Source organism: Haloferax sp. AS1 (assembly GCF_014530665.1).
Taxonomy (GTDB): Archaea; Halobacteriota; Halobacteria; order Halobacteriales; family Haloferacaceae; genus Haloferax; species Haloferax volcanii.
This window is the reverse complement of the sequence record NZ_SPSA01000001.1, coordinates 1,059,492-1,072,312: the sequence shown is the minus strand read 5'-3', so window position 1 is coordinate 1,072,312 and position 12,821 is coordinate 1,059,492. Positions and strand designations below refer to the sequence as shown.

At 65.8% G+C, this 12,821-nt stretch carries 14 protein-coding genes and 1 pseudogene; 9 read left to right on the top strand and 6 right to left on the bottom strand.

Annotation, left to right across the window (positions count from 1 at the left end; translation table 11 throughout):
* Positions 1–81 precede the first annotated feature (81 nt).
* From purB to E4P24_RS05720, 8 genes and pseudogenes are all read left to right on the top strand, one after another.
* The gene (gene purB / locus E4P24_RS05755; RefSeq protein WP_115802408.1) at positions 82–1,473 is read left to right on the top strand and encodes an adenylosuccinate lyase; all 1,392 of its coding nucleotides are present in this window, start codon (positions 82–84) and stop codon (positions 1,471–1,473) included.
* A gap of 327 nt (positions 1,474–1,800) precedes the next feature.
* Positions 1,801–2,874, top strand: a complete 1,074-nt coding sequence (locus E4P24_RS05750; protein ID WP_188148227.1) for a glucose 1-dehydrogenase — start codon at positions 1,801–1,803, stop codon at positions 2,872–2,874.
* On the top strand, positions 2,871–3,503 hold the full coding sequence (gene gfcR / locus E4P24_RS05745; RefSeq protein ID WP_004043856.1) for a transcriptional regulator GfcR: 633 nt from the start codon (positions 2,871–2,873) through the stop codon (positions 3,501–3,503). Before E4P24_RS05750 ends, gfcR begins: the two co-directional genes overlap by 4 nt.
* An 84-nt stretch (positions 3,504–3,587) precedes the next feature.
* On the top strand, positions 3,588–3,932 hold the full coding sequence (locus E4P24_RS05740; RefSeq protein WP_004043857.1) for a glutaredoxin: 345 nt from the start codon (positions 3,588–3,590) through the stop codon (positions 3,930–3,932).
* A gap of 168 nt (positions 3,933–4,100) precedes the next feature.
* A complete protein-coding gene (locus tag E4P24_RS05735; RefSeq protein ID WP_004043858.1) occupies positions 4,101–4,667 on the top strand; it encodes a hypothetical protein in 567 nt (188 codons plus the stop codon).
* A 137-nt stretch (positions 4,668–4,804) separates the two neighbouring features.
* Positions 4,805–5,782, top strand: coding sequence for a phosphoadenosine phosphosulfate reductase family protein (locus tag E4P24_RS05730; protein WP_004043859.1), 978 nt, complete (start codon positions 4,805–4,807; stop codon positions 5,780–5,782).
* Between the two features lie 126 nt (positions 5,783–5,908).
* Positions 5,909–6,861: pseudogene (locus E4P24_RS05725) on the top strand (phosphoadenosine phosphosulfate reductase family protein).
* Positions 6,862–6,935: 74 nt separating this feature from the next.
* Positions 6,936–7,658 carry a diphthine--ammonia ligase gene (locus E4P24_RS05720; protein WP_115891305.1) on the top strand — a complete coding sequence of 241 codons (723 nt, stop codon included), beginning with the start codon at positions 6,936–6,938 and terminating at the stop codon, positions 7,656–7,658.
* Between the two features lie 40 nt (positions 7,659–7,698).
* Here the strand turns inward: E4P24_RS05720 and E4P24_RS05715 are convergent, their stop codons facing one another.
* Positions 7,699–8,667, bottom strand: coding sequence for a sugar phosphate nucleotidyltransferase (locus E4P24_RS05715; protein ID WP_188148226.1), 969 nt, complete (start codon positions 8,665–8,667; stop codon positions 7,699–7,701).
* A 114-nt stretch (positions 8,668–8,781) separates the two neighbouring features.
* On the opposite strand from E4P24_RS05715, the gene E4P24_RS05710 reads away from it, so the two are divergent.
* Positions 8,782–9,081: a transcriptional regulator gene (locus E4P24_RS05710; protein ID WP_004043863.1), complete on the top strand. Its 300-nt coding sequence runs from the start codon at positions 8,782–8,784 to the stop codon at positions 9,079–9,081.
* Between the two features lie 9 nt (positions 9,082–9,090).
* Here E4P24_RS05710 and E4P24_RS05705 read toward each other — a convergent pair whose 3' ends face one another.
* The 5 genes from E4P24_RS05705 to E4P24_RS05685 form a co-directional block, all read right to left on the bottom strand.
* On the bottom strand, positions 9,091–9,936 hold the full coding sequence (locus E4P24_RS05705) for an HNH endonuclease (RefSeq protein ID WP_004063971.1): 846 nt from the start codon (positions 9,934–9,936) through the stop codon (positions 9,091–9,093).
* An 81-nt stretch (positions 9,937–10,017) separates the two neighbouring features.
* Positions 10,018–10,692 (bottom strand): type 1 glutamine amidotransferase domain-containing protein, encoded by a 675-nt coding sequence (locus E4P24_RS05700; protein WP_004063973.1) that lies wholly within the window; start codon positions 10,690–10,692, stop codon positions 10,018–10,020.
* 100 nt (positions 10,693–10,792) lie between these two features.
* Positions 10,793–11,359, bottom strand: coding sequence for a hypoxanthine/guanine phosphoribosyltransferase (hpt, locus tag E4P24_RS05695; protein ID WP_004043866.1), 567 nt, complete (start codon positions 11,357–11,359; stop codon positions 10,793–10,795).
* 158 nt (positions 11,360–11,517) lie between these two features.
* Positions 11,518–11,919: a hypothetical protein gene (locus E4P24_RS05690; protein ID WP_004043867.1), complete on the bottom strand. Its 402-nt coding sequence runs from the start codon at positions 11,917–11,919 to the stop codon at positions 11,518–11,520.
* Positions 11,920–12,173: 254 nt separating this feature from the next.
* Positions 12,174–12,512 (bottom strand): winged helix-turn-helix domain-containing protein, encoded by a 339-nt coding sequence (locus E4P24_RS05685; protein ID WP_115860131.1) that lies wholly within the window; start codon positions 12,510–12,512, stop codon positions 12,174–12,176.
* Positions 12,513–12,821 lie beyond the last annotated feature (309 nt).

Sequence of the window (12,821 nt, the reverse complement as noted above, 5' to 3'; positions counted from 1 at the left end):
CGCACACTCGTGCGTACTCGTCGCTTCCGCGGCGGCGACGAACCCCCGGCGTTTAACCTCCCCCATCGTGACGACTCAGACATGACCGACGCCGACCGGCACGACCCGCTGTACGCGGTGTCCCCGCTCGACGGGCGATACGCCTCCCGAACCGCACCCCTCGCGCCGCACGTGAGCGAGGCCGCGCTCATGCGCGCCCGCGTCGAAGTCGAAGTGGAGTACCTCCTCGCGCTCGCCGGCCTCGACGCGACGCCGCTTTCGTTCTCCGAGGCCGAGCGCGCCGACCTCCGCGCGCTCTACGAGGCGTTCGACGCCGACGACGCCGACCTCGTGAAGCGGCTCGAAGTCGAGGGCGCGGCGGGCTTCTCGGCGACGAATCACGACGTGAAGGCCGTCGAGTACTTCATCCGCACCGAGACCGACGAGTCGGTCCACCCGTGGATTCACTTCGGCCTCACCTCCGAGGACGTGAACAACCTCGCCCAGCGCCTCATGGTGAAAGGCGCGGTCGAGGAGGTCATCGTGCCCGAACTCCGCGACACCCGCGACGAACTCGTCTCGCTCGCGCGGGAGTTCCGCGACGTGCCCATGCTCGCGCGGACCCACGGCCAGCCCGCGACGCCGACGACGTTCGGCAAGGAGATGGCCGTCTACGCCGCCCGCCTCGGTCGGACGCTCGCCCGCGTCGAGGCCGCGACCGACGACCTCGCCGGCAAGCTCGCGGGCGCGTCGGGCGTCTACGCGGCCCACGTCGCCGCCTACCCCGACGTTGACTGGCGGGCGTTCTCCCGCGAGTTCGTCGAGTCGCTCGGCCTCGAACACACCGCGCTCGCCACGCAAGTCAACCCCTGCGACGACCTCGCGGCGCTGTTCGACGCCGTCCGCGGCGTCAACAACGTCCTCGTCGACCTCGACCGCGACGCGTGGCTGTACGTCTCCGACCGCTACCTCGGACAGGAGGCCGTCGAGGGCGAGACCGGCTCGTCGACGATGCCGCACAAGGTCAACCCCATCGACTTCGAGAACTCCGAGGGCAACCTCTCGAAGGCAAACGCCGACCTGACGTTCCTCGCCGACTACGTGACGACCTCGCGCCTCCAGCGTGACCTCTCGGACTCCACGGTCAAGCGCAACGTCGGCGCGGCGTTCGCTCACTGTCTCATCGGCTACAAGAAGACCCAGACCGGCCTCGGCAAGGTCGTCCCGAACGAGCAGGTCATGCGCGACGAACTCGACGACACGCCGGCCATCATCGGCGAGGCCGTCCAGACGATTCTCCGCCGCGAGGGCGACACGCAGGCCTACGAGCGGGTGAAGGAGCTCACCCGCGGCCGCGAGGTGACCCTCGACGACTTCCACGACCTGTTTGCGGACCTCGACGTGGACGAAGAAACCCGAGAGGAACTGCTCGCGCTCACGCCCGCGACGTACGTCGGGCTCGCGGACGAACTCGTCGACGACATCGACAACTGAACCGAGGGTCGAGTCGTCGGGTCGGCAGGCGGCGGCCCGACGAAGCGACGCGCTCTTTTTCCCCGGTCGGTCGAACGCGCCGCTGAGTCGAGCGAGCGTCAGGAGAAAACCGAAACCGCCTCAGAGGCCGACGGGCACGGGATATCGGCCTCGGCGCGGTTCGGGCACGGGTTCGGCGGCGAGCGCCGGCACGGGTGGGCTGGACAGGCTGGTCCGCGCAGTGCGGTTCGTCATGGGCTGGTACGACGACGCAGGGCGCTCACCGTGGCCGAATTATTTACTCATCATAGAATAAGTCTTTTGGTGGGGTGGTGCGTTGGTGGAGGTATGAAAGCAATCGCCGTCGAGCGCGGGGAAGATAAGCCGGTCGTCATCGAGAAGCCGCGACCGGAACCCGACGCCGGGGAGGCGCTGGTCCGAACGCTTCGGGTCGGCGTGGACGGGACGGACCACGAGGTCATCGCCGGCGGCCACGGCGGATTCCCCGAGGGCGAAGACCACCTCGTGCTCGGCCACGAGGCGGTCGGCGTCGTCGTCGACCCGAACGACACCGAACTGGAGGAAGGCGACATCGTCGTGCCGACGGTCCGCCGCCCGCCGGCGTCGGGGACGAACGAGTACTTCGAGAAGAACCAACCCGACATGGCCCCCGACGGGATGTACGCCGAGCGCGGCATCGTCGGCGCGCACGGCTTCATGTCCGAGTACTTCACGAGTCCGTCGGACTACCTCGTCCGCATCCCGCGCTCGCAGGCCGAACTCGGCTTCCTCATCGAGCCCATCTCAATCACCGAGAAGGCGCGGGAGCACGCCTACGCGAGCCGGTCGGCGTTCGACTGGAACCCCTCGTCGGCGCTCGTCCTCGGCAACGGGAGCCTCGGACTCCTGACGCTCGCCATGTTGAGAGCCGACGACAAGGGCTACGAGGAGCTCTACTGCCTCGGTCGGCGCGACCGACCGGACCCGACTATCGACATCATCGAGAAGCTCGGCGCGACCTACGTCGACTCCCGCGAGACGCCGGTCGAAGAGATTCCGGGCGCACACGAGGACATGGACTTCATCTACGAGGCGACCGGCTTCCCCAAACACGCCATCCAGTCGGTGCAGGCGCTCGCGCCGAACGGCGTGGCCGCGCTCCTCGGCGTCCCGAGCGACTGGGAGTTCGAGGTCGACGCCGGCGCGTTCCACCGCGAGATGGTGCTCCACAACAAGGCGCTCGTCGGCAGCGTCAACTCCCACGTCAAGCACTTCGAGGCCGCGACCGTGACGTTCACCAAGCTTCCGCGGTGGTTCCTCCGCGAGTTGGTCACGGGCGTCCATCCGCTTTCGGAGTTCGAAGCAGCATTCGAAGACGACGACACCACTATAAAAACCGCCATCGAATTCGGTACTGTATGAAGAACGTCGACGACCTCATCGCCAGCGCGGCTGAGCTCGCGGACCGCGGCCTCTCGAAAGGCGAGATTGCCGACGAACTGAACGTCTCCCGCGAGACCGCCAGCTGGCTGGTCGAACGAAGCGGCGCGGCGACCGAACCCGAACCCCGTGCGGAGCCCGAAGGCCCCGACGATATCCACGTCGACTGGAACGCCATCGGGAGCGGCGGCAAGCGCCTCACCTACGTCGGGCGCGCGCTCGCCGACCTCCTCATGGAGACGAACGGCGAGGCCGACGTGACCGTCGGCATCGAGAAAGCGGGCGTCCCGCTTGCGACCTCCGTCTCGCGCGAACTCGAAACGACGCTCGGCGCGTACTCGCCCGCGAAACACCAGTGGGACGAAGGCGACCTCGAAGACCTCGGCGGCGGCTTCTCCCGGAACTTCTCGCCCGTCGAGGGCCGCGACTGCTTCATCGTCGACGACACGGTGACGAGCGGCACGACCCTCCGCGAGACCATCGACGCCATCCGCTCGGAGGGCGGCGAACCCCTCGCGTGCGTGGTCATCGTCGACAAGCAGGGCGTCGAAGAGATAGACGGCGTCCCCGTCCACTCCCTCATCAACGTCGTCCGCGTCGGCGAGCAGTAAGCCACCGTCTCGGTCGGGACGGTTCGTCGGTTCCGGATTGACCGCGACGCAACTCCTTTGTCCGCCCGGCCGTTATCTGGGTGCATGACGTTCCAACCGGAGAGTTTGGACCCCGAAGAAGTGCAGACCCGCGTCGACGAGGCCGTCGCTGACAACCGCGTCGTCCTGTTCATGAAGGGCAACCGCCTGATGCCGCAGTGCGGCTACTCTGCGAAGGCGGTCGACCTCATCTCCCAGTACGTCGACGAGTTCGAAACCGTCGACGTGCTGCCCGCGCTCCCGCACTACCGCGAGGCGCTCAAGGAGAAAAGCGACTGGGAGACCATCCCCCAGACGTTCGTCGACGGCGAGTTCGTCGGCGGCAGCGACATCCTCGAAGAACTCGACGAGCGCGGCGACCTCGAAGCGACGCTGACCGGCGCGAACTGACCCCGGGAGCGACCCCCGACAGACCGCCGAACAGCGGCCCGACGCCGACTTTGTTGCTCTCGCCTACCGAGAAGGGGAGGCCATATAAGCCTCGAACTCGTACACGAACACAGGTATCGCCATCCGGGTGCGCTCGCACCGTGGCTCTCGTCGATACCGAAGCCAACAATGTCAGGCCGCGTATATCGACTCCATTCGACGTTGGAACTGCCACTCGAAGACGTGATGGACTACTTCGAAAACGACCCAGAACTGCCGCCTGAGGTCGAGAACGTAGACATCACCCGCCGAAACAACACTCTCATCATCAAAGCCGTCTCCGCCGACGACAACCTCAGCAAGTACACGCCGACGGCCCAGTTGAAAGCGAGCGTGACGGAAAATCGCGTCTACGAAGAAGAGCCGCCCCGAGCGGGCGCGCCCAACTGGGGAGACGAAGAAGAAGAGGAGATTCCCTCCGAACTCGTCGAGTTCGCCTGCTTCAAAGGCGACCTCGAAACCGTGCTCCAGAACACGGCGCTTCAGTACCCGATGTTCCTCGTCCTCCGCGAGATTGCGATGCTCTCGGAGAAGGGGACGCTGACCGCCATCACCGAGGAAAGCGACGAACTGCAAGCGACGCGCATCGTCGAAGGCGAGGTGCGTGCCGCCTCCGTCGAAGTCGTCGAGAACCCCCAGCAGAACGGTTCCTCGGACAGCGGAATCAACTGGCGCGACAACAAGTTCATCTCCTAAACGCGTCGTATCTCCTCATCCCGTCACCGCCGAACCGCGTGAGCTAGCGGCCCAAATCGTGCTCGGCGGTATCACGCGTCACACTACGCCTCGGGCAAAAAGCATTTACACCGCCTAATTAGATGTAATTACACATCATGTCGGAAGCCGAATCCTTCCCGGACTACCTCGACGTCGACTACACCGACGGCGAAGGTGAGACGCCGGAGGACTACCCGAGTATCGAGGACAAAATCGAGAAGGCCATCGAGGTCACGAAGCAGGGTCTCGAACAGTACGAGAACCCCGCGGTGATGTGGACCGGCGGGAAGGACTCGACGCTCACGCTCTACTTCATCAAGGAGGTCGCAGAGCGCTACGACCTCGAAGTGCCGCCGGCGGTGTTCATCGACCACTACCAGCACTTCGACGAAATCATGGACTTCGTCGAGCACTGGGCCGAGGAGTGGGACCTCGACGTCATCTGGGCGCGCAACGAGGACGTCGGCGCGTACGTCGACGAGAACGGCCTCGAACCCGGCGACGACATCCCGGTGTCCGAACTCTCCGAGCACAACCAGCACCACGTCCGCGAGATTCTCGAATACGAGGAAGACACGTTCCCCTTCCTGCTCGACACCTACGTCGGCAACCACCTGCTGAAAACCGTCGCGCTCAACGACACCCTCGAAGAACACGACATCGACGGCGTCATCTCCGGCGTCCGCTGGGACGAACAGGAGGCCCGCGCCGACGAGACGTTCTTCAGCCCCCGTCACGACCCCGACATCTACCCCCCGCACGACCGCATTCAACCCATCCTCCAGTTCGAAGAGAGCGCCGTCTGGGACGCCTTCTGGTACTTCGCGGTCCCGGACACCGTCGAGAACTACCCCGAGGACGGCTACGTCCCGACGAGCGACACCGACCTCCCCGAGGGCGTCACCCAGGAGGACGTACCCGTCTCGCCGAAGTACTTCGCCGGCTTCCGGAGTCTCGGCAGCGAGGTCTCGACCGACAAGTCCGCCGAGGAACCGGCGTGGCTGCAGGACATGGAGAACACGACCGAGCGCGCGGGCCGCGCCCAGGACAAAGAGGACCTGATGGAGCGCCTGCGCGACCTCGGCTACATGTGACGACGGCCGACGCCTGACGCGAACGCCGCGTCACGGCCACCTTTTTCGCGGCCCCCGCTTCGAGAGCGACTGCGACCGTGTCCCACAGCGGAAACAGCGATAGTCTCCGCGGCCGAGTCTTGCTGTATGGCTCACACGTTCCCAGACTACCTCGACCTCGACTACGACGACGGCCGCGAGGCGACCGCCGCGGACTACCCGACGCTGGCGGACAAACTCGAAAAGGCAGCGACAGTGGCCGCGACCGCCTTCGAACAGTACGAGCGCCCGGCCGTCATGTGGACCGGCGGGAAGGACTCCACGCTCGTCCTCTCCGTCGTCCGCGAGGTCGCCGCCGACACGGGCGTTCCCGTGCCGCCGGTCGTCTTCATCGATCACTTCGAACATTTCGACGAGACCGAGGCGTTCGTCCGCGAGTGGGCCGACCGCTGGGGTCTCGACCTCGTCGTCGCCCGCAACGAGGACTTCGCGCGCCTCGGCGCGTCGCCCGGCGACGAGATTCCCCTCGCGGACCTCGACGACGACACCCGCCGCGAACTCGCTCGCCTCGGCCACGAGGGCGAGACCGTCGTCCTCGAGCCGACAGCTTCGAGGGCAACCACCTCTTGAAGACCGTCGCACTCAACGACACGCTCGAAGCCCGCGGCTTCGACGGCGTCTTCTCGGGCGTCCGCTGGGACGAACAGGAGTCCCGCGCCGACGAGACGTTCTTCAGCCCCCGCCACGACTCCGAGAAGTACCCGCCGCACGACCGCGTTCACCCCATCCTCCAGTTCGAGGAGACCGACGTGTGGGCGGCGTTCTGGGAGTACATCGTCCCCGACTCGGTCGAGGGCTACCCTGTCGACCACGTCCCCGAAACGTCCGACGACCTGCCCGACGGCGTCGAACCCGCGGACCTGCCCGTCTCGCCGAAGTACTTCGAGGGCTACCGCTCGCTCGGTACCGAATCCGGGTCCGCGAAGTCCGACGACCGCCCCGCGTGGGCGCAGGACCTCGGCGCGAGCGCGGAACGCGAGGGGCGCGCGCAGGACAAAGAGGACCTGATGGGTCGGCTCCGCGGTTTGGGCTATATGTAGTCCGGAGGTCTATCGAAACGAGTCCGCGGCGTGCACACCGTAGCGCCTAACTCCTCCAACGCGCTATCGCCTCCATGACATCCGAGTGGGTCAGTCTCTTTTCCGGCGGCAAGGACTCCTCGTGGGCGCTCTACCGCGCGCTCGAAGAGGGGTTGAACGTCACCCGCCTCCTGACCGTCCACCCGAGCGACGACTCGTACATGTACCACGTGCCGGCGACCGACCTCGCCGCGCTCGCCGCCGAGAGCACCGGCATCGAACTCGTCGAGGTCCATCCCGGCGACCTCGAAGCGACCGCCGCCGCCGACTCCGGCGCGCAGGGCGACGCCGAACTCGAACCCCTCGAAGCGGCGCTGTCGGACCTCCAAGCCGAGATGGACCTCGCGGGCGTCACCGCCGGAGCCATCGAAAGCGAGTTCCAGACCGACCGGATTCAGGCGATGTGCGACCGCCTCGACATCGACCTGTTCGCCCCGCTGTGGCAGGAAAACCCCCGCGAACTGGGTAACGCGATGCTGGCGGCGGGCTTCGAAATCACCATCATCCAGGTCGCGGCTCACGGCCTCGACGAGTCGTGGCTCGGCCGGACGCTCGACGCCGACGCGCTCGACGAACTGGCGGCGCTCAACGACCAGTACGGCGTCCACATCCTCGGCGAAGGCGGCGAGTTCGAGACGCTCGTCACCGACGGGCCGCACATGGACCGCCCCATCGAACTGGAGTACGAGACGGAGTGGGAGGGGACCCACGGCCGCCTCCGCATCACCGACGCGTTCCTCGGGGAAGAATCAGGATAAGAACTCGCGGCCGGGTTGCGGGTTCGGCCCGCGGACCGCGTTACTGCCCGTTCGTCAACCGCGAGTGCGCCCCGATGAGGGCGTTCGAGAGGTCGAGGCTCTCGATGTGCGTCTCCTCGTCGACGATGGAGCTTTTGAGCTCCGCGTTTCGGATGACCGCGCCGGGGAACACCACGGACTCTTCGAGGACGGAGTCTTCGACCACCGCGTCGGCCATGACGTGGACGTTGGTGCCGACCTCGGTGTTCGTGAGCGTCGCCGACTCGTGGACGAAGTTCTCGCCGTCGAGATACCACGCCACGGCGTCGAGGTAGCTCTGGGGCGTTCCGATGTCGAACCACGCCTCGTCGAACGTGTAGGCGAACAGGTCGCCCGTCTGTTGGAGCCACTGCATGAACCAGCCGGGCTCGTCGGGGTTGTTGTCGCCGGAGAGATACTCGTCGAACTTGGGCAGGTCGTCCGCCGGGATGGCGTAGCAGGCGATGGAGACGAGCGTGCTCTTGGGGTCCTCGGGCTTCTCCTGGAAGTTGATGACGCGGTCGCCGTCGAGTTCGACGAGGCCGTACGCCTTCGCGCGCTCTTTGTCACCCACGTCGTAGGCGGCGAGACACGGCTCGTTTTTCTCGTAGAAGAAGTCCACGAAGTCGCCCACGTCGAAGCTGATGAGGTTGTCGCCCGCGATGACGACGAGGTCCTCGTCGACCTCCTCGCGGTCGATGAGTTGGGCGAGCGCGCCGACGACGCCGAACTTCTCGTCTTCCTCGCTCGTGTCTTCGACCGACAGCGTCGGCTTGTCGAACGGCGACTCGTCGATGTACTCCTCGAACGCGCCGGCGAAACGCTCGTTCGTGCTCACGAACACCTCCGAGACCCGGTCGTCGGCTTCCAGGTCTTCGAAGATGGTGTCGATGACCGTCTGGTCACCGACGGGTAAGAACATCTTGGGTCGGTGTTTGGTAATCGGCCACAGACGCGTCGCGTACCCACCGGCAAGGACGACTGCCTTCATACACCCCACGTCCAGCCACGTGGACAAGGCCTTTTTGCATCCTCTCTATCTTGCTGACATTTCTCGGCCGCCGGCGGCGCAAGGGATTTTCCCTTCGACTCCCAATCGAGCGATATGACAGCCCGGGAGTCCGACACGACGGCCCGCCAGCGCATCGCCGACGCCCTCCGCGACGACCCCGCGACAGCCTCCGAACTCTCGGCGAGCGTCGGCGTCTCGGTGTCGTCGGTGTACGGCCACCTCCAGCACGTCGCCCGAACGGTCCACGGAGAGGACGGCGAACAGTTCCTCGTCGCGCCGCCGGAGTGCAAACACTGCGGCTTCACCGCCTTCGACGACCCCGTGAACTACCCCTCGCGGTGTCCGGAGTGCCGAAGCGAGGGCATCGAAGAAGCCGTGTTCAAAATCGAGTAGCGAGCGCGGTTAAAACGACGCGATGGTTCGGTTGTGGTAGTCGAGAAACGCGGCATCGAGGTCGTGGTCCTCGCGGACAGAAAGTGAAGCCCCGTCTAACTCGCGTTCGTAGGCGTGGGCGATGGTGTACGTCTCGGGGTCGACGGCTATCATTCCGTAGTCGAAGTCCGCGTGGTGGTCGGGGCAGAGAACGAGCAGGTTCGCCTTGACGTCCGGGCCATCGTGGGGCCGCCCGAGCGGTTTGAGATGGTGCGCCTCGGCGTACCCGTCGTGAACCCCCCGGCGACGACGCTCCCCACAGACTTGGCACGTGTGGGAGTACCGCGCTTTCAACTCGGCCGCAAGTGTCGTGTTCCGAATGATTCGGCTCCGCGTCGTCTCGGTGCGTTCCGCGGGCGCGAGGTCTGCGGCGGCTTCCTCGTCGTCGACTCGCTCCCGCGTTTCGTGACGGCGGCGGAGCACGAATCGATAGACGTCCCTGCCGTCGCCTTCGAACGGTCCGCACGCGTAATCGACGACCTCGACTTGGCCCTGATACTCCCAGTCGGCCTCTCCCGACTCGCGGTGGAAGAAGAATATCGGTAACGGGTGGCGTTTCGCCCGCGCCAGAAACTTGTTCCCGCCGGTGAGCGTCTGGTCACCGGTCCGTCCTTCTCCGACGTACGTGAACTCGCCGCCGGTCACGTCGTCACCGTACGGCCCGGTGTCGCTCGAAAAGAGACGGAGATACCGTTGGTCGTCGTCGTCGTAACAGATTTCGATGCCTCGCCCCGTCATGCCGCGGTCGAACCGGGAGCTGAGTTCTGACCCGCTCAACCGTTCGCCGGGTTCGAGCGAGAGCGCTGCGAGTTCCACAGCAGTTTCGACGACCGACCGACGAAAAAACGTTCTCCTGCGGCGGGCGGTGTCCCCGGGTGGGACCGACTCGTCCGCGGCTTACAGTTCGTCCAACAGCGTCTGGGCCGCCGCGGCCGACGAACCGGGGCCGCGCGCGGTGATGAGGTCGCCGTCCACGGTGACGCTGGTGTCGCTGTCGAGTTCGGCGTCCCAGACGCCGCCGGCGGCCTTCACCTCGTCTTCGACCCAGTACGGGAGCTTCCGGCCGTCGGGCATCAGGTCGTCGTCGTCGACGATACCCTCTTCCCACTCGTTGGGGAAGCCGGTGACCTCGCGCCCCTCGACGAGGAACGAGCCGTCGGCCTCGCGGGTGAATCCGAGGATGCCGACCGCGTGGCAGACGACGAGCGCCTTCGAGTCGTCGCCGGCGACCGCCTGCAAGAGCGCCTGTCGGGCGTGTCGGTCCTGATTGACGTCCCACGCGGTCCCGTGACCGCCGGGGAACACCACGGCGTCGTACTCGTCGGCGTCGACCTGTGCAATCGGCTTCGGGTTCTGGAGTCGCTCGTCGTTCTCGTGGACCTCGACGACGCGCTCTGCGAGTTCCTCGCCGACCTCCTCGGGGTCGACAGAGCGCTCGTCGACGACCGGGACGCCGCCCGTCGGCGTCGCAACGGTTACGTCCACGCCGGCGTCGGTCAGAGTCGTAAGCGGCTCGATGCATTCCTCTCCCCAGTAGCCGTCTTCGCTGACGATGAAAAGCGCCGATGTCATCGCTCCCGAGTACGGCCCGGGCACAAAAAGGCCCCGCGGAGGCGGAAATCCGCGGGCGAAAGTGACGCGGCTCTGACGCCGCGGCCGTGTCGGTGTCGGGTCAGTCGTCGCCGTGCTCGTCGACGATGACGACCTCGCCGTCTTCGACGGTCACGTTGATGAGCGTCTTGACGTGGTGGTCCGAGTCGTCGAGTTCGTTCGGGCCGGCCTTCTTGATGATGGCGACGGTGTCGACGACGTCCGCGCCGATGTGGTCGAGCGCGTCGAGGACGGCCTTCATCGTGCCGCCGGTCGACAGCACGTCGTCGAGTACGAGCACGCGGTCGCCCTCGTTGACGTCGTTGATGAACATGTCGCCCTCGGAGTAGCCTGTCTGCTGGTGGAGCGACACCTCGCCGTCGAGGCCGTACTCGCGCTTGCGGATGACGACGAGCGGGATGTCCGTCATCAGCGAGACGGCCGTCGAGATGTGGATGCCCATCGCCGCCGGCGTGACGATTTTGTCGACGTTTTCGAGGTTCGCCTTGCGGATGATTTTGATGACGATTTCGCGGAGGAGCCCCGGTTCCAGCATCGGAACACCGTCGCTGATGGGGTGGACGAAGTACTCGTAATCTCCTTTTTCGATGATCGGCGCGTCGAGAAGGGACTGCCGCAACTGGTCCATGGCGCTCGTTCCGCCGGTCGGGCATAAAATGTGGCGGTTCGGAGGCTCTCGGACACGCCGACCCACGCCGTACGGTATCGCGTCTCGCGGTCGAACGCAGTCGAGCGCAACCGCTCACGACCGTGTTCGCGACTCGGAGCGCGAGGCTCCGAGGGCGGTTACATCCCGCCGAGAAGCTGTGACGCGGTCTTCACCAGCGGCTCGACGCTCTCGTCGGGGTCGACGAAAAGCAACATCCCGCGGCCGCCGCAGTAGACCTGTAACACGCCGTAGCCGTCGCGTTCCTCGAAGCGGTACTCGACGCTGTTTTGCACCGGGCTCAGCCCGGAAAACAGCCCGCGTTCCATGAACTCGCGCCGAGTCTCCTCGGCGAGCGAACTCAGGTGCGCCACGAGCTCGTCGCGACTCCGAAAGTCCTCACGGACGGTCTCGCCGACGTGGAACAGGTCGAACGCCGTCGCACCGTAGACGGCGACCAGCGAGACTGCCCCCTTCGCAGTCCCCCGGAGCGCCTCCATCGCGACCTCGCTATCGGGTCCCGGTCCGTTGACGGATGCCATCCGTGACGGGTCGATTATCATTCGTTTCCCCCCTTGCCCTGACGCCGCGCGTCTCCCTGCCCGGAGCGCGCGCCTGGACGTATCATGAATCTCAGATAGTCAGTTGTTGCTATAAATGTGGAGGTGGAATTTCGCTCGTTGAAAAACAGCGCGCTACGCGGGGTATGAAGGCTGTTTTCGGCCACCTACGTCGAGCGTGTTCCGACGCGACACCGGATATAGTGAGGAACCATGATTGATTCGACCCCGCGTCGTCAGTTGTTCTCTGACTCGACTTGATCGCCCGATACCGGGAGTGTCGAGCGGGATTCGGTCCGGAACCCCTCGTCCGAAAGGGAGACGACCGTCTCGTCGAAGTCGCACTCGTAGCGGCGGCAGTGGGTCCCGTCGTCGCGAACCTCGGTCGTCGAGGTGACGAGGCCGCACTCGCACAGCCGGTCGAGCCGTCGGTACACGGTCGGAAGCGAGAGGTCGAGCGTCTCACCGAGTTCCTTGGCGGTGCGAGAGTCGCGGCGGAGCGCCACGAGCAGCGCCCGGGACTCGGTGTCTCCGAGTATATCGAGGAGTTCGTCGCTCGACACACGTCCGTCCATCCTGATGAAAGCCTCCGAATGAGCGTACAAAGTAGTTGCGCCCCTGCGACCGTGACCGCCTTCGGTGCGAACAGGCGGGGTGAGAGAGGGCCGAACCGGGGACTCCGCGACTATGACAAACGATACTGCTTACGTAACACCTCGCGTGCGGACGAAGACGGTTGACAACGGGACCGCCTCCCTCGCGAACGACGCGGTGGGGTCGCGCGCGGCCGTCGGTGAGAGGACCGCCGCGACGCGTGAGTACAGCGCCGGCCGAGTCGCGCGCGGACGAATCCCGCCGGCGCGACAAATATTCTCGAACGGACG